25 protein-coding genes and 1 tRNA gene are annotated in these 22,789 nt (G+C 54.1%); 21 read left to right on the forward strand and 5 right to left on the reverse strand.

What is annotated here, in order from left to right; genetic code table 11:
* Positions 1–11: 11 nt before the first annotated feature.
* The 17 genes from ACT3RT_RS16685 to ACT3RT_RS16765 all read left to right on the forward strand — a co-directional run bounded on the left by ACT3RT_RS16685 (position 12) and on the right by ACT3RT_RS16765 (position 14,073).
* Positions 12–1,139, forward strand: a complete 1,128-nt coding sequence (locus ACT3RT_RS16685) for a DUF2586 domain-containing protein (RefSeq protein WP_496203367.1) — start codon at positions 12–14, stop codon at positions 1,137–1,139.
* A 3-nt stretch (positions 1,140–1,142) separates the two neighbouring features.
* Positions 1,143–1,595, forward strand: coding sequence for a phage protein (locus ACT3RT_RS16690; protein ID WP_128124418.1), 453 nt, complete (start codon positions 1,143–1,145; stop codon positions 1,593–1,595).
* A 12-nt stretch (positions 1,596–1,607) separates the two neighbouring features.
* Positions 1,608–1,904: a phage holin family protein gene (locus ACT3RT_RS16695; RefSeq protein WP_396130837.1), complete on the forward strand. Its 297-nt coding sequence runs from the start codon at positions 1,608–1,610 to the stop codon at positions 1,902–1,904.
* Positions 1,901–2,242, forward strand: a complete 342-nt coding sequence (locus ACT3RT_RS16700; protein WP_496203368.1) for a M15 family metallopeptidase — start codon at positions 1,901–1,903, stop codon at positions 2,240–2,242. Before ACT3RT_RS16695 ends, ACT3RT_RS16700 begins: the two co-directional genes overlap by 4 nt.
* The gene (locus ACT3RT_RS16705) at positions 2,242–2,613 is read left to right on the forward strand and encodes a hypothetical protein (RefSeq protein ID WP_496203369.1); all 372 of its coding nucleotides are present in this window, start codon (positions 2,242–2,244) and stop codon (positions 2,611–2,613) included. Before ACT3RT_RS16700 ends, ACT3RT_RS16705 begins: the two co-directional genes overlap by 1 nt.
* Positions 2,614–2,733: 120 nt before the next feature.
* Complete coding sequence (locus ACT3RT_RS16710) at positions 2,734–3,000, forward strand: putative phage tail assembly chaperone (RefSeq protein WP_496203370.1); 267 nt, start codon at positions 2,734–2,736, stop codon at positions 2,998–3,000.
* 50 nt (positions 3,001–3,050) lie between these two features.
* Positions 3,051–3,188: a DUF6890 family protein gene (locus ACT3RT_RS16715; protein WP_419471239.1), complete on the forward strand. Its 138-nt coding sequence runs from the start codon at positions 3,051–3,053 to the stop codon at positions 3,186–3,188.
* On the forward strand, positions 3,188–5,509 hold the full coding sequence (locus ACT3RT_RS16720) for a phage tail tape measure protein (protein ID WP_496203371.1): 2,322 nt from the start codon (positions 3,188–3,190) through the stop codon (positions 5,507–5,509). Before ACT3RT_RS16715 ends, ACT3RT_RS16720 begins: the two co-directional genes overlap by 1 nt.
* A complete protein-coding gene (locus tag ACT3RT_RS16725) occupies positions 5,506–5,838 on the forward strand; it encodes a DUF2590 family protein (RefSeq protein ID WP_496201144.1) in 333 nt (110 codons plus the stop codon). Before ACT3RT_RS16720 ends, ACT3RT_RS16725 begins: the two co-directional genes overlap by 4 nt.
* The gene (locus tag ACT3RT_RS16730; RefSeq protein WP_496203372.1) at positions 5,831–7,015 is read left to right on the forward strand and encodes a baseplate J/gp47 family protein; all 1,185 of its coding nucleotides are present in this window, start codon (positions 5,831–5,833) and stop codon (positions 7,013–7,015) included. The genes ACT3RT_RS16725 and ACT3RT_RS16730 overlap by 8 nt, the downstream gene beginning before the upstream one ends.
* Positions 7,008–7,598 carry a hypothetical protein gene (locus tag ACT3RT_RS16735; RefSeq protein WP_496203373.1) on the forward strand — a complete coding sequence of 197 codons (591 nt, stop codon included), beginning with the start codon at positions 7,008–7,010 and terminating at the stop codon, positions 7,596–7,598. The genes ACT3RT_RS16730 and ACT3RT_RS16735 overlap by 8 nt, the downstream gene beginning before the upstream one ends.
* 10 nt (positions 7,599–7,608) lie before the next feature.
* Positions 7,609–9,810, forward strand: a complete 2,202-nt coding sequence (locus tag ACT3RT_RS16740) for a phage tail-collar fiber domain-containing protein (RefSeq protein WP_496203374.1) — start codon at positions 7,609–7,611, stop codon at positions 9,808–9,810.
* A gap of 4 nt (positions 9,811–9,814) precedes the next feature.
* On the forward strand, positions 9,815–10,318 hold the full coding sequence (locus ACT3RT_RS16745; protein WP_496203375.1) for a tail fiber assembly protein: 504 nt from the start codon (positions 9,815–9,817) through the stop codon (positions 10,316–10,318).
* On the forward strand, positions 10,318–11,046 hold the full coding sequence (locus ACT3RT_RS16750) for a hypothetical protein (protein ID WP_496203376.1): 729 nt from the start codon (positions 10,318–10,320) through the stop codon (positions 11,044–11,046). Before ACT3RT_RS16745 ends, ACT3RT_RS16750 begins: the two co-directional genes overlap by 1 nt.
* Positions 11,015–11,557, forward strand: a complete 543-nt coding sequence (locus ACT3RT_RS16755) for a baseplate complex protein (RefSeq protein WP_396130824.1) — start codon at positions 11,015–11,017, stop codon at positions 11,555–11,557. Before ACT3RT_RS16750 ends, ACT3RT_RS16755 begins: the two co-directional genes overlap by 32 nt.
* Entirely contained in the window at positions 11,554–13,230 is a 1,677-nt protein-coding gene (locus ACT3RT_RS16760) for a hypothetical protein (RefSeq protein WP_496203377.1), read from the forward strand. The genes ACT3RT_RS16755 and ACT3RT_RS16760 overlap by 4 nt, the downstream gene beginning before the upstream one ends.
* A gap of 603 nt (positions 13,231–13,833) precedes the next feature.
* Positions 13,834–14,073 carry a hypothetical protein gene (locus tag ACT3RT_RS16765; protein WP_496203378.1) on the forward strand — a complete coding sequence of 80 codons (240 nt, stop codon included), beginning with the start codon at positions 13,834–13,836 and terminating at the stop codon, positions 14,071–14,073.
* Positions 14,074–14,213: 140 nt separating this feature from the next.
* Here ACT3RT_RS16765 and ACT3RT_RS16770 read toward each other — a convergent pair.
* Positions 14,214–14,290 (reverse strand) — tRNA-Ile (locus ACT3RT_RS16770).
* Positions 14,291–14,432: 142 nt separating this feature from the next.
* Here ACT3RT_RS16770 and mug point away from each other — a divergent pair.
* Positions 14,433–14,930 carry a G/U mismatch-specific DNA glycosylase gene (gene mug, locus ACT3RT_RS16775; protein ID WP_496200102.1) on the forward strand — a complete coding sequence of 166 codons (498 nt, stop codon included), beginning with the start codon at positions 14,433–14,435 and terminating at the stop codon, positions 14,928–14,930.
* Between the two features lie 80 nt (positions 14,931–15,010).
* Here the strand turns inward: mug and rpoD are convergent, their stop codons facing one another.
* From rpoD to rpsU, 3 genes are all read right to left on the reverse strand, one after another.
* Positions 15,011–16,849: an RNA polymerase sigma factor RpoD gene (rpoD, locus tag ACT3RT_RS16780; RefSeq protein ID WP_353503460.1), complete on the reverse strand. Its 1,839-nt coding sequence runs from the start codon at positions 16,847–16,849 to the stop codon at positions 15,011–15,013.
* Between the two features lie 164 nt (positions 16,850–17,013).
* On the reverse strand, positions 17,014–18,762 hold the full coding sequence (gene dnaG, locus ACT3RT_RS16785) for a DNA primase (protein ID WP_353503459.1): 1,749 nt from the start codon (positions 18,760–18,762) through the stop codon (positions 17,014–17,016).
* Between the two features lie 135 nt (positions 18,763–18,897).
* The gene (rpsU, locus tag ACT3RT_RS16790) at positions 18,898–19,113 is read right to left on the reverse strand and encodes a 30S ribosomal protein S21 (protein ID WP_001144069.1); all 216 of its coding nucleotides are present in this window, start codon (positions 19,111–19,113) and stop codon (positions 18,898–18,900) included.
* Between the two features lie 312 nt (positions 19,114–19,425).
* Here rpsU and tsaD point away from each other — a divergent pair, with 312 nt between their 5' ends.
* On the forward strand, positions 19,426–20,439 hold the full coding sequence (gene tsaD, locus ACT3RT_RS16795) for a tRNA (adenosine(37)-N6)-threonylcarbamoyltransferase complex transferase subunit TsaD (protein ID WP_396131302.1): 1,014 nt from the start codon (positions 19,426–19,428) through the stop codon (positions 20,437–20,439).
* 178 nt (positions 20,440–20,617) lie between these two features.
* Here tsaD and plsY read toward each other — a convergent pair whose 3' ends face one another.
* Positions 20,618–21,271 (reverse strand): glycerol-3-phosphate 1-O-acyltransferase PlsY, encoded by a 654-nt coding sequence (gene plsY / locus ACT3RT_RS16800; protein WP_485902415.1) that lies wholly within the window; start codon positions 21,269–21,271, stop codon positions 20,618–20,620.
* Positions 21,272–21,378: 107 nt separating this feature from the next.
* On the opposite strand from plsY, the gene folB reads away from it, so the two are divergent.
* A complete protein-coding gene (gene folB / locus ACT3RT_RS16805) occupies positions 21,379–21,735 on the forward strand; it encodes a bifunctional dihydroneopterin aldolase/7,8-dihydroneopterin epimerase (protein WP_353503456.1) in 357 nt (118 codons plus the stop codon).
* Between the two features lie 151 nt (positions 21,736–21,886).
* Positions 21,887–22,714 (forward strand): undecaprenyl-diphosphate phosphatase, encoded by an 828-nt coding sequence (gene bacA, locus ACT3RT_RS16810; protein ID WP_496203379.1) that lies wholly within the window; start codon positions 21,887–21,889, stop codon positions 22,712–22,714.
* Positions 22,715–22,789 lie beyond the last annotated feature (75 nt).

The raw sequence follows: 22,789 nt of genomic DNA on the forward strand, positions 1-22,789 counted from the left end.
GAGGGAACGGCATGACATGGCCAACGGTTGGAGTTAACCAGGTTAACCAGCTACAGGGTGAAACCAAAGAGATTGAGCGTGCAGTCTTGTACGTGGGGACGGGGAAAATCAACGCGGGTAAAACGCTGCCGGTGAATACCCAAACGGATTTTGACACCTTACTGGGCGCGGCTGACAGCGTGCTGAAAAGCGATCTGAACGCGGCCATGCTGAACGCGGGCCAAAACTGGAGTGGTTTTGTTCACGTTTTGGCAGAGGACGCCGAGCCAGGGGATTGGGTTGACGCGGTGCTAGAAGCGCAGCGCGTGGCGTCGGTTGAGGGCGTGGTGTTATCGCTAACCGTCAGCGATAAGAAATCCATCAACGACGCGGCAAGCCTACGCGCCAAGCTGCTGGCGACGTTTGGCCGGTGGTGCTGGTTCATTCTGGCAGTAGAAGGCCCGCAGGATAAAGAACCCTGGGCGGATTACCTGGTGCGCATGGCAACGCTACAGGCACAAATTGCCGCGCCGTCCGTGCAGCTGGTGCCGCGCCTGTTTGGCAATGAGCCGGGCGTGTTGGCGGGCCGCTTGTGCAGCCGCGCCGTTACCGTGGCCGATAGTCCGGCGCGTGTGCAGACCGGCGCACTTCTGGCGATGGGTAGCGATGAATTGCCGGTTGATGGCAATGGCGCGGTGCTGGAGTTGGCCACGCTGCAAGCCTTGCAGGAAAAGCGTTTTAGCGTGCCGATGTGGTACCCGGACTATGACGGGTTTTATTGGTCAGATGGCCGCACGCTGGACGCCGAGGGCGGGGATTACCAGGCTATCGAGGCGCTGCGCGTAGTCGATAAAGTGGCGCGGCGCGTTCGCCTCCAGGCGATTGCCAAGATTGCCGACCGTTCGCTAAACAGCACGCCAAGCAGCATCGCCGCGCACCAGGGCTATTTTGCCAAGGCACTGCGCCAAATGGCTAAGGCGTCGGAAATCAACGGGATCACCTTCCCTGGCGAAGTGATGAAGCCGCAGGATGGCGACGTGACGATCACCTGGAAGTCACCCACTCAGGTGGAGATTTATATTGTGGTGCGCACTTACGAATGCCCGAAAGGCATCACCGTAAGCCTGTTACTGGACGCTGGCGCAGCAGGGAGCAAATAACCCATGAAACGTATTTCAGGACAATCCACCGATGTGCGTATCGATGGCGACTTGATCCACATCGAAAAGGTGAATTTAGATATCACCGACAACACGGCGGCCGCGCAAACTCAGGGTGTGCCTGATGGCTACGTGTCCGGGGACGTGGCGGCCGAGGGTGAAATTGAAATCACCACCAAAGTGCTGCAACAGCTGACCGGCATTGCTCGCCGTGCGGGTTCCTGGCGCGGTATCGAGCCGGTTGATTTGCTGTTTTACGCCAAGGCCGGTGGCGAAGAAATGAAGTTCGAGGCGTTCGGCTGCAAGCTGGTACTGAGTAACCTGCTTGATAACGATCCGAAGGGTGGCAGCGTGCTAACGCACAAAATTAAGTATTTCGTCACCAGCCCGGACTTTGTACACATCAACGGCGTGCCGTATCTGGAATCAGAAGATACCCGCAACTTGATTGGATAAGGGATTGCAGGGATGCAAGAGCATGAAAAGGGGCTATTAAGCCTGATGATTATCGGGGCGCTCATTGCCCTGGGTAAAGCACTGAGCAGTGGTGAGCATATTACGCCCTCGCTGTTTATCGGCCGCATTATTTTAGGTTCGGCGGTATCAGTGGCGGCGGCGGCCATCCTGATTTGGATACCCGACATTAACCCGCTTGCGCTGAGTGGCGCGGGGGCCGCGCTGGGGATTGCGGGCTATCAGGTTGTTGAGGTGTGGATCAGGCGCAAGGGAAATGGCGTGTTATCAGGAAAAGGAAGCCCAAAATGACATTGAGCGAAAAACAACAGCTTTTTACGCAGCTGATTGCCCAGCTGATTGACTGGGCGGGGCAGCGCGGTTATCGCCTTACCTTTGGCGAAGCCTACCGCACGCCGGAACAGGCGGCACTGAATGCCAAAAGCGGGGCGGGTATCAGCAACAGCTTACACACGCAGCGCCTGGCGGTGGATTTTAATCTGTTTATCAACGGCAGGTACCAGGATAAAAGCGAGGCTTATTTACCTTTAGGTGAATATTGGGAGTCGCTGGGCGGCACCTGGGGCGGGCGCTTTAAATCCCGCCCGGATGGCAACCATTTTAGCCTGGAACATAACGGGGTGAAGTGATGGCCAAGCACCTGGCCATGATTGGTCTGGCTATTCTGGCCGTGTTTGGGGCCGGGTGGAAAGTGGGCGATTGGTATCGCGACAGTCTGGATTTGGTGATTGACCGCGCCGCTACGGCGGCCGGTGATAAGGCCAGAAGCGAGAGCCAGAAAATTGCCAGCCAGTCAGGCAGAGATTTAGAAATAAAACTGCAAGGGTTAAAGGATGCGTGGCCAGCCGAAATTAGAGCGGAACTGGTTAACCCGGTATTTGATAACGGTTGTCTTTCTTACGATTTTGTCAGGATGTACAACACCGCCGCCGAAAATGCCGAGCGAACCTTATCAAGAAAACCTGTTAACAAAATGCCCGGAAACAATACCGCGCCTTAATGGCGTATTGGGTAAAGACGTTGCCGCCGTGCTGTTAAAAATAACGCCGCAATATGCGGAGTGTGCCGCACGGCATAATCAATTAATTGACGAAATAAACCAGCGAAGGAAATTAAACCAATGAGCAAAGTAAATACTATTGAATTAACCGTAAACGGCCAGGCGTTAATTTTTGAGCCAAACACGACCGCCTACAACAAATTCATTAACGAAATGTCGATGGATAATAAGCTGGCTCCGGCTAATAACTACCTGCGCCGCATTGTGGCTACAGACAGTAAAGCCGCGCTGGATGAAATTCTGGATATTCCAGGCTCTGCCTTGCAGCTGGCGGCCGCAGTTAATGATAAATACGCGCCTAAGCTGGAAATTGAACTAAAAAACTAACGGCGCGGGTTAGCGCCATCGAAAATAATGGCTTGGAGCAATACCTTATTTTGCGCCGCCATTATCTCCCCCACGAAAATGACGATATGGAAAACCTAGCGCGTGCCGTTTGGCTGGACAATCGTCATTGGGAATATCAACGCATTGCCATTGCAAATGGCATTGCCCTGGCTTTTAAAGGCGACTAATGGCGGATTTAGATTTTACGCTGAGTTTAATTGACCGAATCACCGGCCCCTTAAAACAGGCCAAGACGTCGGTTAATGACTTTGCGCAAGAAAGCCAGGCCGCCTTTGGAAAGTTGGCCATTGGCGTGGGGGCGCTGTGGGGCGTAGGGGCATCGGTCAAGGCGGCATTAGATCCGGCTATCCAGATGTTTGACGCCATGCAAGAGGCCAGTGCGCGCGGCGTAGGTGATAACCCGCTTGCCAAGATTTCAGACGACGCCTTTAAATTCAGCGTGCGCTATGGGGAGTCGGCAGTAGCATTTGTGCAATCGTCGGCGGATATCAATGCGGCGGTGGCCGGGCTGACCGAGGGCGAATTACCCCGCGTCACCTTTGTTGCCAACACCGTGGCCAAGGCGCTGAAAGGAACGGCCGCAGAGGCCGCCGAATTCATGGGCCAAATGTTTACCCAGTTCGACGGCTACGCGGCCGAGGTGGGCAAAGTCCAGTTTGCTGAGGAACTGGCCGGAAAAATGGCCTATGTCAAAAAGCAATTTGGCACCGACATGGCCACCATTAAAGACCTGATGGAAGGTGCGCGGGGCGTCGGGACAAACTACGGCGTCGGGCTGGATGAACAGCTGGCCGTGTTGGGTGAGCTGCAACGCTCGTTAGGCACCGAGGCCAGCGGCTCTTATGAGGGCTTCTTAAGCGGAGCGCAGGAAGGGGCCAAAAAGCTTGGGTTAAGCTTCCAGGACGCCCAGGGGAAAATGCTGTCCATGCCCGCCATGCTGGAGAAGCTCCAGGGCAAATACGGCAAGAGCATCGATGGCAACCTGAAAGCCCAGGCGGAGCTTAACGCCGCCTTTGGTGATAGCTCTGCGGTGATTAAACAGCTGTATGGCAACGTGGATTCACTCCAGCGCAATATCACCGAGCTGGGCAGCAATGACGGCATGAAGCGGGCCACGGAAATGGCCGAGAAAATGACGCGGCCGTGGGACAGGCTAACGTCTATCTGGTTTGCCATGCGTGCCGCCATCGGCTCTACGCTGCTGCCGGTGCTCTATCCGTTAGTGAATAAGATTGCGGATGGCGGTGAGAAGTTAACGCGCTGGATGCGCCTATTCCCCAACATCGCCCGCGTGATCGGCTATGCCGCGCTGGCCATGCTGAGTTTTGCGGCCGTGGGGGCGCTGGCCAATATCGTCATGGGCGTGCATGGCTTCATTATGCTGGGTATTACCCGCTTACTGGGGCCAATGGCCAAGTTGTTTGGCCTTAATCGCCTGGCTATGGCGGCGGGTAGCGGCGTGGCCAAGATGTTTAGCAGCACCCTGAAATTTTTACGCGGGGCATTGCTGGCCGCCAGCATGGCCGCCCGCGCCGGTTCGGTGTCATTCCTGATGATGATCGCCCCGATTGCCCTGGTTGTGGGCGCGATTGCGGCGGTAGTCATTGCGGTGATTAAGTTCTGGCAGCCAATCAAAGCCTTTGTGAAAGGCTTCATTAGCGGGTTTGGCGAGGCGTCCGGGGCGCTCACTCCATTTAAACCGATGTTTGGCGCAATCGCCAACGCCATTGGCTGGGTGTGGGACGGTATCAAAACGCTGATCGGCTGGTTTGGTGATCTGCTCTCGCCGGTGAAAATGACCGAAGACCAGTTAACCAGCGTCACCGGAGCTGGTGAAACCTTTGGGCGGATTGTGGCGAACGCCATCGACTTTATTCTCATTCCGCTGGGCCTGGTCAAACGCGCCATTGAAACGCTGGTTGATGTATTTGCCATCGTGGGGCGCGGCTGGATTGATGTGATTAAGGTGTTTGATATTAATTCGCCGGTTGAGTCGTTTAAGAAAATTGCCGGAATTATTGGCAACGTATTTTCAAAATTATGGGACACGCTCAAGGAATCATTTACCGGGACGTATAACTGGATTGTCGAAAAGCTGAATAAATTACCCGGTGTAAATATTGAGCTTAAGCAAATGCCAAGCGAATTGCCAAAAGGCACCGAGCCGCCAGGCTATACCAGTATTGCCAATAAAATGCCTGATGCGAATATGCAGAAAGTATTGCCGCCAAACTATGCCGATTTGGAAAGTAAAATTCCAGAAGCGCAAATGCGTAAAGCGGCACCGCCGCCACCCGTGGCGTTAGAAAACAATATGTCTACGGGCGGCATAGTGAAAGGCGTGGATCGGGGTGGGTTAAGTAAACAGATTAATACGTCTGCAAAAACGACCGTTGATAACAGTAAAAGAATCGACACCGTGAATATTCATCCGGCCAAAGGAATGACACCGGCCGAGCTAATGGAATGGCAGGAATTAGGCGCATGACGGAACCGCTCTATATTGACCTATTAATTACCGGGCGCAATTTCACGCTAAACGCAGGAAATGAGCCGGTACTTTGTAATAACAGAATCAGCATTGGCCAGGATATTGTCCACGCCATTATTGAAAGCGGGTTAACCACGGAATTAGTGGCAGAGCGAAGCCCCACGCTTCGCGCTGACGTGATTTTGCAGTTAACGCTACTCATTGAAAGCGATGAACGGATTGTTCCGGGAACGGTGAACATCACCGAAGAGTCGTTAAAAAGGCTTTGGGTAGAGGCGCAAACCTACGATTTTGGCAAGGTGGAGGCGGGTGTAGATTATGAATAATAAGCCAACGATTGATTTTGAAAAGGTGCTGAGTGACAGCGGGATGCCGACCACCAAAGAGGCGATCCGCGATGAATTCAATGCCATCGTAGACGCCGAAGGGATGATAACCAATACGTCGAAAATGTCCCCGTTCTGGAAGCTGGTGACGGCGATTGTCACCACGCCGGTGCTTTGGATAAAAGACGTGTTAGCCAACACGGTGCTGGCCAACATGTTTCTGGCCACGGCCAGCGGGCCAATGCTGCGTATGCTGGCCTGGGGCGTCAATCTGGTGGCCAAGCCTGCCAGCTATACCAAAGGAGTGATCCGCTTTATCAAAGAGGATGCCAAACAGGCCGTGACGGTACCCGCCGGAACCATTATCCAGACCGAGCGTATTAACGGCGTGGTTTATGCGCTGGAGGTGGACGCAGACACCACGCTGGCGGCGGGGCTGGCCAGTGGCCTGGTGCCGGTGACGGCTACCGAGGCGGGCGGGGCGTTTAACCTGGCACCGGGTTATTACCGTATTTTGCCCGTTGCCGTTGCGGGCATTAGCCAGGCCGTAAACCAAGATGATTGGCTGCTGACGCCTGGCGCAGACGAGGAATCTGATGATGACCTGCGCGAGCGCTGCCGCAATCAGTTCAACCTGGTTGGCAACTATCACACCGACGCAGTGTATCGCAGCATGATAGCGGCCGTGGTAGGTCTGAGCGTAGAGCGCATTTTCTTTAAGCATGACGCGCCGCGCGGGCCGGGAACGGCCAATGCTTACCTGCTGCTTGATAGCGGGGTGACTTCCCAGCCGTTCATTGATGCGGTGAATGATTACATCAACACCAAGGGCCACCACGGCCACGGCGATGACATGCAGTGCATGTCGATGCCAGAAACCCGGCATAACCTGACGGTGACGCTGTTTGTGACCAACCGCGACAACATGACGGCGGAACAGCAAGCGGCGCTGGCCAGCAACGCGGGAAACATGATCCGCTGTGCGTTTCGTGAAAATAGCGAGTTTGATGTGAAAAAGACCTGGCCCTATTCGCGTTTCTCTTTTTCTAACCTGGGCCGGGAGCTGCACAGGGCGTTTGATGATGTGGATTCAATCACCTTCTCGCTGACCGATATTGTCAGTGAGCTGACGGTGCCGCGCCTGGCTTCCCTGACGGTGGAGATTAAAGATGCCTAGTTTTGCCGCCAAATTAAAAAGCCAGGCGTTGCCGTCATGGATGAGCGAGGGCGAGCCAGCCGCGCTATTGCGTGCAAGCCGCACGTTTTGGCTGCGGGTGTATGACTGGGTTAATTGGCCGCTGCGCCAGTTCGACCCGCTGACCTGCGCCGAGTCGCTGCTCAAGCTATTGGCCTATGACCGGGACATAACGCGGTTTAACGGTGAGCCGCTGGCGCTATTTCGCAAGCGCGTGGCCTACGCCTTTATCAACGCCAGCGAGGCGGGTTCCGTTGCGGGATTTATCGCGATTTTTGCCCGGTTAGGGATTGGCTACGTTGAGTTGTTAGAGCGCCAGCCGGGCATTGATTGGGATGTGATTATTGTTCGCGTCACCGATAGCCAGATCGCCGGAAACAGCGATTTGTTGCTGGAAATCATTAAGAAATACGGCCGCACCTGCCGCCGCTACCAGTTTGAAGTCATGACCGCACTGGGCGTGCAGCTTCATGCCGGATGGTATCAGGGCGAATATATTTGCTACGCCGCCACGTTAGGCGACACCACCACGGACAGCAGCGCAACGTTTAGCGCACGTTTATAAGGAAATAGACATGTCTCAAGCAGTTATCACGAAAGCCTTTGTTGAGTGGAAGGCCCGCCAGGCTATCGATAATCAGCCGATTGTGTTGGATGAGTTCATTTTTGCCAACGTGCCAGGGCTGGATGTTAGCAAGCCTATCGACAACGCCGAGGGATTGCCGAGCGCCGAGCACATTGTGCACCGCCAGGCAGTGAGCAAGGCGGGCGCGGTTAACGCCGGTTCGGTGGTCTATTCCGTGACGATGGGCGCGGACGTGGGCGATTTTAGTTTTAACTGGATCGGGCTGGCCAACAAAGCCACCGGCGTGCTGGCCATGATTATTCACGCCCCAACGCAGCAGAAAATCAAAAACGATAATGGCCAACAGGGAAACGTCCTGGTGCGCTCCATGCTGATGGAATACAGCGGGGCGCAGGCGGCTACCAATATCACCACCCCCGCCGAAACCTGGCAGATTGATTTTACCGCCCGCCTGGCGGGTATGGATGAGGCGGAGCGCCTGGCCAGTAAGGATATTTACGGCGCCGCGGCCTTTTTCGATACCGGTTTTTTGGTGGCTAAGGCGGGCCAGCAATTCTACGTTACCCAGGGCGTGGGTTACGTCGGCGGGTTGCGTGCGGCGTTGGCCAGTAATGAAAATATCACGGTAGGCGTGAAGCCGGTCAAGGTATGGGTGGACGTGTGCTATCAGGGAACGCTGACCAGTGCTTACCAGACGGTGATTAAATTTACCCTGGCAGACACGCTGCAAAATTACGTCAGCAATGGCATTGCCCACTACGTGTTTGCCCTGGCCAGCATCGACGCGGCGGGCAATATCACCGACCTGCGCCCGAAAGGCTCGCTGAGCGAACAGGCCGGGAACAGCGCATTTGTGCGTAAAGATAAAAACTTTACGGATATTGCCAATCCGCAAGCGGCCTTAGATACCCTTGGCGGCGTGCCTAAAGAGCGGAAAGTAAACAACAAGGCGCTAAATCAGGACATTGCCTTAACGCCGGGTGACGTAGGGGCGTTGCCTTCTGGCGGCACGGCGGTGGCGGCCAACAAGTTGGCCACGGCGCGAAAAATTGCTGGTGTGGATTTTGACGGAACGCAGGATATCAGCCTTAAACCGGCTGATGTTGGCGCGTTACCGGTTGATGGTACGGCGAAGGCGGCCAACAAATTAGCCACGTCGCGAAAAATTGCCGGTGTGGATTTTGACGGCACGAAGGACATTAGCATTACAGCGGCTAATGTGGGTGCTCTACCCACTGCGGGTGGTGATGTTGAGTACGTGAACGGCGCTCGTCATTTTGCGAGTAAGCCCGGCGTATGGGAGGGGGCCGGTGGATTTGCCGCTCAATATGAAAACGGCTCTGCCCCGTTCATGGTGCCTCTCTTCAGCGCGGGAAAAGGATTTAGTCAGTACCACCCCATTGTGAAGGGCATTGCTCAGACTAAAGATTTTGGCTATGGGGCGGCGGTCAGCTTCGGCGTTCTAACATCTGGAAACGCCGAATTTCCAGTTGCAGTGATTAGCGTAACTATGGATAGCCGAGCCGGGCAGGTATGGTCATTCAATCCCGTCGACGGCTCTTTTTACAGTCCGGGTGATATAAACACGGGAAAAAACATTTCAGCCGGTGGCGGTGTTCATGCTGGAGGGGATATTACCTCGGGGGGGAATATCATTTCGGGGTCTGGTGCGGCGATGTATGAACGCAATGCAAGTGGTCTGGCTCTTGTATACAGCCCTAACAACCCACAACCCCTTCCTCACGATTTATCCATCGCAGGCAATATCAGTTCGAGCGAGGGCGGGATTTATGAACGGGGTCAGCGTGTTTACAGCCCTAACTATCGACCGCAGCCCTCTGACGTCAATGCAATAGCGCGGGACACATGCAGTTACGCCGGTTTTGCAGGTGGCAACCCACAATCGCCCTACATGCGGAACTCAAACAACGATGAGGTTGTGGCTCTTGCTCGCTATGACTGGGTTAACACCCGCGTTGAAGATGTCCTCAGATGGGCCACGCAGAATTTTGTTACGAGTATTACGCGTGGGGCGCAGGCTTCTATGGTGATGGATGGGTGGCTTGTAGAGGCACCGGCCGGGTGCGTGCTCACCGGTGGCAACGGCAACGAAGGGAGCCAAATTGGTTATGCATTATATCGGCCTTTACAGATGTACCGTAACGGCGGCTGGGTAACAATCGACGGATAAAAATATGAAATTAATAAACCTACAGCGTTACACGCCGGATGAACTTTTTAACGGTGCCGGCATTCAATACTTTAAAGATGAAAGCGGTAAGGATTGGTTTAAATCCTTACCTAAATTCACCCGTAAATATAGCCTGGCAATTGAGAACGACTCCGGGGTTATTCGCAGTATTAGCGAAGATGCATCACGCCTTTACCCTGTCGGCCTGACCGTGGTCGATATTGATGCATTGCCTGATGGGTGTGATATCAGCGGCGCGTGGCGCTGGTCTGGCGGTAAAATCTACGCCGTCGCACCGGATTATGCCGCCCTGGCCGCGCAGAATAAAAACGCTCTGTTGGCGGCGGCAAACCAGGCAATAAGCACGTTAAGCGATGCTGTTGATTTGGATATCGCGACTGACGAAGAAAAGCGCCTGTTTAACGAGTGGCGTAAGTATCGGGTTTTACTCAGCCGTGTAGAAACCAAGTCATCACCGGGTATTACATGGCCGGAGGTGCCGCAGTAATGTGGCGTAAAGCGACGTTAAGTATTGGCCAGAACATGGCCGCCCTGGCGTGCTCTGTTTTGCCGGTGCATCCGTGGGTTTATGGCGTTGGCCAGGAGGCTGGCGAGGGAAGTTATTTAAGCCCGAAAAACGCCACGCATTACCTGGCCAGCAAGCTGACCGGCGACGATGGCGAGATTGCCGCAGTGGTGTTTATGGTCTGCGCTACATCCCAGGCGGAATTCATGAATAACCTGGCGGCATTTTCATCCGTCCTGCCTTTGCCGGTATTTTCCCAGGTGGCACGCCGGGCGCAGGAAGCGGCAACGCTCGCCATTACAAAAATGCAGATCCCCGGCAAGTTGGCGGGCGGATTGCCGCCAGCGGTGCCGTTATCCACCGCCACTAACCGTTTGGCCATGAATGCGCAACGTATCGCTGAGGCTAAGGCAGAGGCGGCCACCGGTGCGAGCGTTGGCGGCCTGATCTCCGCGCTATCAGATTTTGCCAAAGCCCGGAGCACGGCACTGAACGGCATCGGCCAGGCTTTAGCAGACTTGCAGGGCAAAGCGGCCCCGGCGTGGGTGTTTAGCGCTAAGGGAACCCCGGCGTTTATCGCCAGCGAGATGCAAAAAAATATTCCACAGCAGGACGCTATTTTTACCCTGGCCACGCTCTTTACTGGCCCGGATTTATCGCCATTGGAGGGCATGATAAATGACGATCACCACGCTCGCGCTAAACGGTGAGGCCATCGCGCTGCTGGCCATGAAAGTGACGCCAACGCTGCAATTTCAGGAAAAAGACCAGTCCGGCCAGTCCTCGAGCACGAACAACGCCGAGCAGGGCATCAAAGCCAAGGAGCTGCGCATTTCCGGCATCATTCCTTTTCGTAAAGCCAATATTTTGAAGCGCATTTTTGAGCTGGCCGAAGCCAAAGACGCCAGCGGGAAGTTACAAACATACCGTGTGGCCAATCTGGCGGCCCAGGCGGTTAACTTCCGGGAGGGTACATTTTCCGGCGCGGTGGACGCACCGCCGCAGGATGGAAAAATGGCCTGGTTGGTGACGTTTACCCTGCGCGAAAAAGGCAGCGTGGCCGAGAAGCGCGAAGCCCGCGCCGGTGGCAAAACGGCGACAACCAAGCAGGGCGGAAAAGGGGGCAGCGGCGGAACGGCGGCAGCCGAGGGTGACGAAAAGCTAAGTTGGTTTGAAAGCAAAGTGCTGAAGCCAATCAATAGCGCATTGGGGCCAGAATGAAACCGGTAAAAAGACTCTACTTATCCAACACCGCCGCGCACCTGGTTGACGTCAATCTTGCGCTGGAATTAAGCGCGTGCGGCCGGGGATTTATCACGGCGCAAACCGATCAGGATTTTACGGGTAAATTGGTGCGCCTGGACGTGGGTTATCCTGAATTGGTGCTGCGCTGGTTCACCGGTTACGTGGAGCGCTCGCAACCTGCGGATAACGGCTATCAGCGCCTTTTTGTGCGCGAGCTGGTCGGCGTCTTCGAGCGCAATTGGCCATGTTCGTTCCAGCATCCTACGCTGCGCGACGTGGCTAAGTGGCTGACTGATGAAAGCGGGCTGGAATTTACCGTTCCCGCGGCCAGTTATGCCGATAAGCCGATCCCCCATTTCACGCACAGCGGCACCGGCTATCAGCTATTGGCCAGCCTGGGCCGGGCGTTTTCCATCACAGACTACGTGTGGTATCAGCTGCCCGATGGCGGCGTGTTTGTTGGTAGCGCGGCCGATGCGCTTTTTGCCGGTAAGCCGGTGGAGATCCCCAGCGAATTTAGCCAGGGCGCGGCGGCGGGTAACACCATGACCGTGCCGGTTATTCAGTCCCTGCGCCCAGGCGTTGAGGTGAACGGGCAGCGCGTCACCACGGTGAGACTGCATAACGATGATATGGCGCTCACCTGGACGCCGCGCAATAAGGCCACCGGTCACGCGCTACAGAAAACGCCAATTCAGCGCCAAATTGAAGGGGCTTTTCCTGAGCTGGCCAGTGGTCTGCATTTGCCGAAAATGGCCCGCGTCGAAGCCCACAGCGAGCCGGTGAGAAATGGCAATATTGCCGATCCGTATCGCCCACGCTATGCCGTCGATTTGCAGCTGCTAGACGCAGATGGCAAGCCGGTGCAGGGAACGCCGGTTTACCCGGCCGTGCCACTGCCGTTGCCGATGGCGGGCGGTGAATCCGGCATGTTCCAGTTTCCACCGGTTGGCACGTTGGTAGAGGTGGGTTTCACGGATGGCCGCCCGGATAAGCCTTTTGTGCGCCAAACCATGGCCCAGGGCAACAGCTTGCCAGCGGTCAGGCCGGGGGAGCAGTTGCAACAGCAGCGGGATGGGGTATCCCAACGCGTGACGGTTGCGGGCGACTGGGAGCGCCAGACAGACCAGACAATTAGCGAATCATCCATGCGCCGAGTGATCCAGGCAGACGATGAAAGCCGCACGCTGGTAGCCAGGGAAACCACCATTCAGGCCACGGACAAAACAACGGTGTTAGGCACGCATAGGCTGATGGCCGGTGCAGTGCAACACATCGCCGAGGGGGATTACAGCCTGGCCACCCAGGCCAACTTTGTGGCCAGCATCAAGGGCAACGCCACCACGGACGTGATCGGGAATAGCAGCGTCAACGTGGTGGGCCAGCTGGTTGAGAAGGTCGGCAAATTGCGCAGCAGCGTGGCGGCCGTTCGTCAGGAACTCATCGCGCCGGTGGTTTGGGTAGGTAGCCAAAGCATCAACGTGTGCCAGCTAATGATTGAAACGCTGGACGTAGTGAAGCAGCTGGCAGAGCTGACCGCCGCCCATACGCACCAGGATACCGGCGCACCGTTAAACGCAACGGCCATTAGAGGCACCGGCACCACGGCCAACGGACTGACCACGAAATATAAACCTGTCATTGGCTAGCATCCCACCCCGCCAAATAAGGCCCGCCGCGTGCGGGCTTTTTTACGCCCGTCATTTACCAGCCTAGAACGGCCACCACGCGCCGCGCCTTTCAAAACGCAACCCGTATCACCTAAAAACGATCAAGCCGACCTGATGCAACGGGGGCGGGGGTATGGTGACGAAACAAAGCAAGACATGACGAAAATTGCACTACACCGCACCCGCCTGCGCTTTTTGTGTCAGTTATTTTTTTCAGTTTCATTTTTCTACAAACCATAGCGCCAGCCCGCGCCACGCCTGGGGCTTTGCACGCAATCCCAAACTGAAAAGATTGAAAAGGATTTCATTGTTTTTCAGTTTGGACGATCTAAAGAGGATCGAAAGAAAATCATAAGATGCTGTAAATAAAGAGAATAATTTGCTTTTTTTCATTCGAGACGATCAGCTTAACGATCAAATTGAAGTGAGCGCCAGACGCTGCGAGGCCAGGAACGGCAAGGTCTGCGGGGGAATTGCATAGGATTTGTAAAACTGAAATCCCTGAAATTGATTTACTGTATGCATGTACAGTATTCTATTTTGAGTGGTGCAATTGTGGCCAGACAAAAAGTAGAGGTGTTTATGCGTTCATTACAGATTTGTGGCGTGATGATTTATTTCATGGCGAGAGGGGAACGGCTGACCAAGCAGCAGGTGTTTGGCAACCAGGGCAACCCTGTTTATGCAATCTGGCCAGTTGGCAAAAAATGGTGTGCTTCGATTCACACTGGGAAGGAATGGAAATCCCTAACCTTTGTTCCCGCTAAAACCGAATGGGGCGCATATGATCGCGTTATGGAGCACTTCTATACGCACCACTAGTCATTTTAATGCCGGTGTAAAGAGGGGTTTGAGAGGGGGGCAAAAAAAAGTGGGGGGACAAAAAGGGGACAGTGGCGCTAAAAACAAAAAAGGCCACTTGGTTAAAAGTGGCCTAATGTACTGAATTTAAAGCTAAAATTTGGTGGCCCCTACTGGACTTGAACCAGTGACCAAGCGATTATGAGTCGCGTGCTCTAACCAACTGAGCTAAGGGGCCGTAGGGCGGGATTATACGGTAAGTTGCTGTTACAGGTCTACTGGTGTTCTGTTTGTATGCGCGTTTTATGTGCAATTGTAGACTGTTGTCATTGTTGCGTTTTTTTGCGATAACTCGGGTAAATACGTCTTAGGGACACATTATGATTACCGATATTATTGCCGAGGATTTGCGCGTGGTTTTCTGTGGGATCAACCCCGGCCTTTCGACTGCGCATCACGGTTTCCATTTCGCTAACTCTAATAATCGCTTTTGGAAAGTTATCCATCAGGCGGGGTTCACCGAGCGTTTGCTGAAGCCGGAAGAGGAGCAGCACCTGCTGGACACGCGGTGTGGCATCACCATGCTGGTTGAGCGCCCGACAGTGGAGGCTACCGAGCTGGTGCGCGATGAGCTGCGCGAGGGCGGGGCGGCGCTGACGGCTAAGATTGAGCGCTATCAGCCGCGTGCTCTGGCCGTGCTGGGTAAGCAGGCGTTCAGTAAGGCGTTTGGCATCAGCAAAGTGAGCTGGGGGCGTCAGGCGTTAAACATCGGTAACACGGAAGTCTGGGTGTTGCCGAACCCAAGCGGGTTGAATCGCGCGACGCTGGATGAGCTGACGGCGTCTTACCGCGAGCTGTATGACGCGCTAAACGCGTAACAGATTGAGCTGGCTGAAAAGCAAAAGCCCCGCGACGGCATCACCATCGCGGGGCTTTTTAATGACGTTTAATCTAACGATTAGTCGTCGAGGAAGCTGCGCAGCACTTCAGAACGGCTTGGGTGACGCAGTTTGCGCAGAGCCTTAGCTTCGATCTGACGGATACGTTCGCGGGTAACGTCGAACTGTTTACCCACTTCTTCCAGCGTGTGGTCGGTGTTCATATCGATACCGAAACGCATGCGTAGCACTTTAGCTTCACGCGCGGTCAGACCGGCCAGAACGTCGTGCGTTGCAGAACGCAGGCTTTCTGAGGTTGCCGAATCCAGTGGCAGCTCGAGGGTGGTATCCTCGATGAAATCACCCAGATGCGAATCTTCATCGTCGCCGATTGGCGTTTCCATGGAGATAGGCTCTTTAGCGATTTTCAGCACTTTACGGATTTTGTCTTCCGGCATCAGCATACGTTCAGCCAACTCTTCCGGCGTCGGCTCGCGGCCCATCTCTTGCAGCATCTGGCGTGAAATACGGTTGAGTTTGTTGATAGTCTCAATCATATGCACCGGAATACGGATGGTACGCGCCTGGTCGGCGATGGAGCGGGTGATAGCCTGACGGATCCACCAGGTCGCATAAGTTGAGAACTTATAACCACGGCGATATTCAAACTTATCAACGGCTTTCATCAGGCCGATGTTACCTTCCTGAATCAGATCAAGGAACTGCAGACCACGGTTGGTGTATTTCTTGGCGATAGAAATAACCAGACGTAAGTTTGCTTCAACCATCTCTTTCTTCGCACGACGCGCTTTCGCTTCGCCGATGGACATACGACGGTTGATATCTTTAACCTGCTCGATGGTCAGGCCGGTTTCTTCTTCGATTTGACGCAGTTTCATCAGACCGCGTTGCACTTCTTCGGTCACTTCTTTCAGCTTCTCAGACCATGGTTTGCCCATAGCCAGAGCGGCATCAAACCAGGTTTGGCTGGTTTCGTTGCCGGCGAACAGGTTGACGAAGTTTTTCTTCGGCATTTTGCACTGTTCAACACAGACTTTCATGATGAAACGTTCCTGAGCACGGACGCGATCCATCATGGAACGCATGCTGTTAACCAGGAAGTCGAACTGTTTTGGTACTAAACGGAACTGTTTGAAGACGTCGGACAGTTTCAGAATTTCTTCTGCGGCGCTTTTGTGATTACGGCCGTTTTTCTTGATGACAGCACGCGTGGCTTCGTGCTGCTCACGCAGCTCGGTGAACTTCTGGCGCGCCAGTTCTGGGTCGATGCTGTTGTCGTCTTCAGCGTCGTCGTCTTCATCTTCGTCTTCGTCGTCGTCGTTTTGCTCTTCAGTCGTCAGTTCAGAACCAACGTGAGTGGCTGTCGGCGCGATCTCTTCTTCTGCGTTCGGATCAACGAAACCGGTGATCAGATCAGACAGACGCGCTTCGCCCGCTTCAACGCGATCGTACTGTTCAAGCAGGTAAGTGATGGCTTCTGGGTATTCGGCAACGGAGCACTGGACCTGGTTGATACCGTCTTCGATACGCTTAGCGATGTCGATTTCGCCTTCACGGGTCAACAGTTCAACGGTACCCATTTCACGCATGTACATGCGCACGGGGTCAGTGGTACGTCCAATTTCAGATTCAACGCTGGAAAGCACCTGAGCAGCAGCTTCGGCTGCATCTTCGTCAGTATCAGGACGGTTTTCGGCCAGCATTAAGTCATCGGCGTCAGGAGCTTCTTCAAGAACCTGGATGCCCATGTCGTTAATCATCTGGATGATGTCTTCGATCTGGTCGGAGTCGACGATATCTTCCGGCAGATGGTCATTGACCTCAGCATAGGTCAGATAGCCTTGCTCCTTACCACGGGTGACAAGTAGCTTAAGCTGTGACTGCGGGTTTTGCTCCATAAGACGGTATCCACACTTCAGAGTATTTGGGTTGGTGTTGGTCAGCGAAACCGCCAACAATAACGTTTACCCGTTAGGGTATCGGGGCGTTTACTTGTTGCCGCGGCCCGCGATGGCGGCATCGTGCGGGACTCTGTCCCACTATATATCGGCACTTAAGCCGTTCAATTTTTCCTCGCTAAAACCTGATTTAACGAGCTAACTTCGGCACGTTCTTCCGGGCTGAGCCCGTGGGTTCTGGCTTTAGCGATTAATTCTTCAAGCCGCTGCTCTAAGATCGAGTCATAGAGGCTGGCCAGCGTGGCGCGAAACTCTTCTTCGACCATATCCTCAACGATCATATGGTTCCATGTAGCCAGAGTTTCAAGCTGCTGGTAGAACTTATTGTCTCGGTACAACTCAAGCAACTGGCCGGTAGTCAGGCCCGGCTGGGCTAAGCAAGTGGTTACTAACTCGCTAAACAGATCCAGTCCCGGTTGCTTCGCTCGCTCCAATCCTTGCAACGAGGGTATAAGTGTAGCCAGTTGTGGATTTTGTACCAGTAACCCTATAAGTATACGCATGGTTGTGCGTTTTAGCTGGGGCGCCTGATAGGTATTGCCACTGTCGACCTGCTTAGGAACCAGTTTTTCGAGCTGGCTGTCGTCCAAAATACCGAGCTTATTGCCTAGCTGCTGGCGCAAATACATGCGCAGCGTCTCGCCGGGTACTTGGCGAATCAAAGGTAGCGCCAGCATGCTCAATTTGGTGCGCCCGTCGGGGCTGCTCAAATCGACCTGCGGCATCAGCGATTCAAACAAGAAGGTTGAGAGCGGCAGCGCCTGCTCCATCCGTTGTTCGAAGGCTTCTTTACCTTCTTTACGCACCAGCGTGTCTGGATCTTCGCCGTCGGGTAAAAACATAAAGCGTAACTGGCGGCCGTCGCTCAAGTAGGGCAGCGCTGTTTCTAACGCACGCCATGCTGCTTCGCGACCGGCTCTGTCGCCGTCATAGCAACACACCACGTTATCTGTGGCGCGGAACATCAGCTGAATGTGGTCGGCGGTGGTCGAGGTGCCCAAGGATGCAACGGCATAATCGATGCCAAACTGCGCCAGCGCCACGACGTCCATATAACCTTCGACAACCAATAAGCGTAAAGGTGTCGGATGTTTCAGCTGTGCTTCATAAAGGCCATACAACTGGCGGCCTTTATGGAAAATCTCGGTTTCGGGGGAGTTCAGATATTTTGGCGTACCCTCGCCTAATACCCTGCCACCAAACGCAATAACCCGGCCGCGCTTATCGCGGATGGGGAACATGACGCGTTCGCGAAAACGGTCATAACTGCGTCCGTTGTCATTGGTGACCAACATACCCGCATCAATTAATGAGGCTTTGTCATCGGCATTTTTGCCAAAACGCTTGAAGGCGTTGTCCCAGCCAGGAGGCGCGAAACCTATGGCAAAATGAGCGATAACATCTTCACTTAATCCGCGCTGAGAAAGGTATTCTCTGGCAGGTGCGCCAACGGGTTGTTTAAGTGATTGCTGATAGAAGTCGGCAAGCGGCTCCATCAACTGGTAGAGGCTCTGACGCTGATGGCGCTCCATCTGGCTTGGACCGGTGCCCGCTTCATACGGCACTTCCAAACCCTGCATTGTCGCCAATTCCTCGATACTTTCGACAAACTCAAGCCTGTCGTAGTTCATCAGGAAGTCGACGGCGTTGCCGTGGGCTCCACAGCCGAAACAGTGATAAAACTGCTTATCGCCGTTTACGGTAAATGAGGGTGTTTTCTCATGGTGGAAAGGGCAGCACGCGTGGTAATTCTTACCCTGTTTCTTCAGCTTTACGCGAGCATCGATAAGGTCCACGATGTCGACACGAGCCAGTAAGTCATTGATAAATACGCGTGGAATTCTCCCAGCCATAAGCCCCTTACTCACTAGCCTATAAACGAGAACAAGCCGCGCATTCCTTTCGGAAAGCACGGCATGCGTATGCAACTACTCATCGATCTGTGTGCTTTTGCGAGAGCAAATACACGGTGGGGTTGCCCCCGAAGATTAATACAGACGAGTGCGGCGTGCGTTTTCGCGAGCCAGTTTCTTGGCGTGGCGTTTTACTGCAGATGCTTTAGCGCGTTTACGTTCGGTAGTCGGTTTTTCATAGAACTCACGACGACGAACTTCTGCCAGAACACCCGCTTTTTCGCAGGAACGTTTGAAGCGACGCAGAGCTACGTCGAACGGCTCGTTTTCACGTACTTTAATTACAGGCATGTGCCTCTCACCTCGATAAAATCGGTTTGTTTGCTGGTTTGTACCAGCACATTTCAAAATGGTGCGGAATTTTACTCCAACTTGCGCTGCGTTGTAAAGCATAACGGCAAATTGAAGCAGCGCCTCCCAACCCATCTATTTCCAAAAGTGCGCTCGCTTTTGCGTCGGCCGGCGATTATATACCAATCAACTTAAATTGCTCGACATTAATTGGCAAAAGCAGTGGATTTGCTTCTGAGAAACAGCCCTGACGCGGCGTTGTGTGCTAAACTGCGCGCCGCGAGTTAGCCCGAGAATAAGATGGAAAACGTGATGCGAGTACTTGGTATAGAAACGTCCTGCGATGAAACCGGCATCGCTATCTATGACAGCGAAGCGGGCTTGTTAGCCAACCAATTGTATAGTCAGGTAAAACTGCATGCTGACTACGGCGGCGTGGTGCCTGAACTGGCGTCGCGTGACCACGTGCGCAAAACGATTCCTCTCATTCAGGAAGCTTTGAAAGAAGCCGGGCTGACGGCCAAAGACATCGACGGCGTGGCTTATACCGCGGGTCCGGGTCTGGTTGGCGCGCTATTAGTGGGTGCCACCATTGGCCGCTCTCTGGCCTTTGCCTGGGATGTTCCAGCCGTGCCGGTTCACCATATGGAAGGGCATCTGCTGGCACCTATGCTGGAAGACAACCCGCCAGATTTCCCGTTTGTTGCTTTGCTGGTTTCCGGCGGCCACACTCAATTAATTAGCGTCACCGGCATTGGTAAGTACGAGTTGCTGGGTGAGTCTATTGATGATGCCGCTGGCGAAGCATTCGATAAGACCGCGAAATTGCTGGGTCTGGACTACCCCGGTGGCCCGATGCTGTCGAAGATGGCGCAGCAGGGGACTGAAGGGCGCTTTACTTTCCCGCGCCCGATGACCGACCGTCCGGGGCTGGATTTTAGCTTCTCAGGTTTGAAGACCTTTGCAGCGAACACCGTGCGCGCTAATGATGACTCGCCACAAACTCACGCTGATATTGCACGGGCATTCGAAGATGCCGTGGTGGATACGCTGGCAATCAAATGCAAGCGCGCGCTGGATCACACCGGCTTCAAACGCCTGGTTATGGCAGGCGGCGTAAGTGCTAACCGCACGCTGCGCGCCAAGTTGGGCGAGATGATGACCAAGCGTGGTGGTGAAGTGTTTTACGCACGTCCTGAATTCTGTACCGATAACGGCGCGATGATTGCTTATGCTGGCATGGTGCGTTTGCAAACTGGCGCGACGCAGGATCTGAGCGTGTCTGTGCGCCCGCGCTGGCCTTTGGCTGAGTTGCCGCCAGTCTGAATGGGGCTGCGGCTGTGTTGCTGCGGCGGCTCGAAATGCTCACATACTTATGTATGCTGCGCTTTCTCCCCTTCTTGCGCCTTGCCTCGCAGCCATTCAGTCAGGCTCTGATTTGAATGGCTGCGGCAATAAAAAAACGACCTCTTGAGGTCGTTTTTTTTGTGTCTAAAATCTGAGTTTATTTGTCGTTTTCAGCGTTCTTTGCCGCTTCTTGCGCGGCTTTTTTAGCTGCACGTTTCTGCTTCAACTTATCCCAGATTTTGCCCTCTTGCCCTCGCCACAGGCGCTGGATGTTGTCGTGGTGACGCAAAAGAATCAGGCAGGAGAGCATGGCGACAGGGAAGGTGAACTGTGGCTTGAACCACCAGACATAGAAAGGAGCAATCAGCGCGCTGACGATAGCACCTAATGACGAGTAGCCGCTCAGCAGGACGGTGAGCAGCCAGGTGCCGGCCATCAAGCCCGTAAGGTCAAAGCCGATGGGCGCGATAGCACCGAAGGCTGTCGCTACGCCTTTGCCACCCTGAAAACGGAAAAAGACCGGATAGATGTGACCGAGACAGGCGGCGATGGCGGTAATGCCAAGATAAACCGGGGAGACGTCGAGGCGGTAAGCCAGCCAAACTGGCAGCATGCCTTTTAACACGTCGAAGATGAGCACCGACGCGGCGGCGGCGCGGCCACCAATTCGCAAGACGTTAGTGGCCCCCGGATTGCCGGAACCCTGTGTGCGTGGATCGGGTAATCCCGCTACCCGACAGACCAGAATTGCACTGGAAATCGAGCCGCAGAGATAGGCGAAAATAATCATGCCAAGCGCGGTAGCACTCATAACGCAGTTCCGTCTAATAGGGGTCGTTTTAATCGCAACATCCATGGATAATACGCATTTTCCGCCGGAAGTGGTATCCGGCTGACCCAAAAACAGAGAAACGCGTGATGGATATCGTATTTATTGAGCAACTGAATGTAATCACCACCATTGGCGCTTATGACTGGGAACAGACCATTAAGCAGAAGCTAGTGTTCGATATCGAAATGGCATGGGACAACCGTCAGGCCGCTGCCAGCGACGATGTTAATGACTGCCTGAGCTACGCCGATGTAAGCGAAGCCGTCATTCAGCACGTTTCAACGCAGAATTTCGCGCTGGTCGAGCGCGTCGCGGAAGAGGTCGCCAGCCTATTATTATCTCGCTTCAACTCGCCGTGGGTACGCATTAAGCTAAGCAAGCCGGGCGCTGTGGCGGAAGCGACTAACGTTGGGGTGATTATTGAACGCGGCGTGCGCGGCTAAATTTCTAATTTAAATATTGCTGCCTGCAACTCATCGCGCGAATTTTTGTCATAAAAAAGCGCTAGAAATAAGGCGATTAAAGACATTCTTTTTTTCAGCGATATCCGTTTCGATGTCGCTACTTCTCCCTCTGTAATAAGTTGGATACTAAATGGTTGTTGAAAGTCATTCATTGCTGGTCGCAGCAATTTTGGGTGTTGTCGAAGGGTTAACAGAATTTTTACCGGTCTCTTCAACCGGACATATGATCATCGTCGGCAACCTATTAGGTTTTACCGGCGATACAGCAAAGTCATTTGAAGTCATTATCCAGCTTGGCTCGATCATGGCGGTGGTCGTGATGTTCTGGCGCCGACTGTTCGGCATGATTGGGATTCATTTTGGCAAGCCGCCTGTGCACGAAGGAACAGGAACAGGGCGACTCAATCTGGGCCACATTGTACTGGGCATGCTGCCCGCCACGGCCATTGGGTTGATTTTCCACTCGCAGATTAAAGCCCTGTTTGAGCCGAAAAACGTTATCTATGCATTGGTGGTCGGCGGGGTGTGGCTGATAGCCGCAGAGCTGCTCAAGCCGAAGAAGCCGCGTGCCGAAGGCGTGGATGATATGACTTACCGTCAGGCGCTGATGATTGGTGTTTGCCAGTGCTTAGCGCTATGGCCGGGGTTCTCGCGTTCTGGCGCGACCATTGGCGGCGGGATGCTGAGTGGGGTGAGCCGCTATGCGGCCTCGGAGTTCTCTTTCCTGCTGGCCGTGCCGATGATGCTGGGCGCTACCGTGCTGGACCTCTATAAGAGCTACACCTTCCTGAGCATGGCAGATTTGCCAATGTTCGCCACGGGCTTTGTGGTGGCCTTCTTGGTGGCGTTAATCGCGATCAAAACCTTCCTGTCGGTGATCAAACGCTTCTCGTTTATTCCCTTCGCCATCTACCGTTTTGTGGTGGCTTTCGTGGCATACACTGTTTTTATCGCCTAAAAAATCCGTTTTTCTGGTGTAGAAATGCAAACCGCAGGAACATGAGTCCTGCGGTTTTTTACTTTAAATGAGGAA

Origin of the sequence: Ewingella sp. AOP9-I1-14 (genome assembly GCF_052375995.1) — a bacterium.
GTDB classification, from domain to species: Bacteria; Pseudomonadota; Gammaproteobacteria; order Enterobacterales; family Enterobacteriaceae; genus Ewingella; species Ewingella allii.

Coding starts and splice junctions, on each gene's coding strand:
- ACT3RT_RS16685 (WP_496203367.1), top strand. CDS start 12: ATGACATGGCCAACGGTTGGAGTTAACCAGGTTAACCAGCTACAGGGT.
- ACT3RT_RS16690 (WP_128124418.1), top strand. CDS start 1,143: ATGAAACGTATTTCAGGACAATCCACCGATGTGCGTATCGATGGCGAC.
- ACT3RT_RS16695 (WP_396130837.1), top strand. CDS start 1,608: ATGCAAGAGCATGAAAAGGGGCTATTAAGCCTGATGATTATCGGGGCG.
- ACT3RT_RS16700 (WP_496203368.1), top strand. CDS start 1,901: ATGACATTGAGCGAAAAACAACAGCTTTTTACGCAGCTGATTGCCCAG.
- ACT3RT_RS16705 (WP_496203369.1), top strand. CDS start 2,242: ATGGCCAAGCACCTGGCCATGATTGGTCTGGCTATTCTGGCCGTGTTT.
- ACT3RT_RS16710 (WP_496203370.1), top strand. CDS start 2,734: ATGAGCAAAGTAAATACTATTGAATTAACCGTAAACGGCCAGGCGTTA.
- ACT3RT_RS16720 (WP_496203371.1), top strand. CDS start 3,188: ATGGCGGATTTAGATTTTACGCTGAGTTTAATTGACCGAATCACCGGC.
- ACT3RT_RS16725 (WP_496201144.1), top strand. CDS start 5,506: ATGACGGAACCGCTCTATATTGACCTATTAATTACCGGGCGCAATTTC.
- ACT3RT_RS16730 (WP_496203372.1), top strand. CDS start 5,831: ATGAATAATAAGCCAACGATTGATTTTGAAAAGGTGCTGAGTGACAGC.
- ACT3RT_RS16735 (WP_496203373.1), top strand. CDS start 7,008: ATGCCTAGTTTTGCCGCCAAATTAAAAAGCCAGGCGTTGCCGTCATGG.
- ACT3RT_RS16740 (WP_496203374.1), top strand. CDS start 7,609: ATGTCTCAAGCAGTTATCACGAAAGCCTTTGTTGAGTGGAAGGCCCGC.
- ACT3RT_RS16745 (WP_496203375.1), top strand. CDS start 9,815: ATGAAATTAATAAACCTACAGCGTTACACGCCGGATGAACTTTTTAAC.
- ACT3RT_RS16750 (WP_496203376.1), top strand. CDS start 10,318: ATGTGGCGTAAAGCGACGTTAAGTATTGGCCAGAACATGGCCGCCCTG.
- ACT3RT_RS16755 (WP_396130824.1), top strand. CDS start 11,015: ATGACGATCACCACGCTCGCGCTAAACGGTGAGGCCATCGCGCTGCTG.
- ACT3RT_RS16760 (WP_496203377.1), top strand. CDS start 11,554: ATGAAACCGGTAAAAAGACTCTACTTATCCAACACCGCCGCGCACCTG.
- ACT3RT_RS16765 (WP_496203378.1), top strand. CDS start 13,834: ATGCGTTCATTACAGATTTGTGGCGTGATGATTTATTTCATGGCGAGA.
- mug (WP_496200102.1), top strand. CDS start 14,433: ATGATTACCGATATTATTGCCGAGGATTTGCGCGTGGTTTTCTGTGGG.
- rpoD (WP_353503460.1), bottom strand. CDS start 16,849: ATGGAGCAAAACCCGCAGTCACAGCTTAAGCTACTTGTCACCCGTGGT.
- dnaG (WP_353503459.1), bottom strand. CDS start 18,762: ATGGCTGGGAGAATTCCACGCGTATTTATCAATGACTTACTGGCTCGT.
- rpsU (WP_001144069.1), bottom strand. CDS start 19,113: ATGCCTGTAATTAAAGTACGTGAAAACGAGCCGTTCGACGTAGCTCTG.
- tsaD (WP_396131302.1), top strand. CDS start 19,426: ATGCGAGTACTTGGTATAGAAACGTCCTGCGATGAAACCGGCATCGCT.
- plsY (WP_485902415.1), bottom strand. CDS start 21,271: ATGAGTGCTACCGCGCTTGGCATGATTATTTTCGCCTATCTCTGCGGC.
- folB (WP_353503456.1), top strand. CDS start 21,379: ATGGATATCGTATTTATTGAGCAACTGAATGTAATCACCACCATTGGC.
- bacA (WP_496203379.1), top strand. CDS start 21,887: ATGGTTGTTGAAAGTCATTCATTGCTGGTCGCAGCAATTTTGGGTGTT.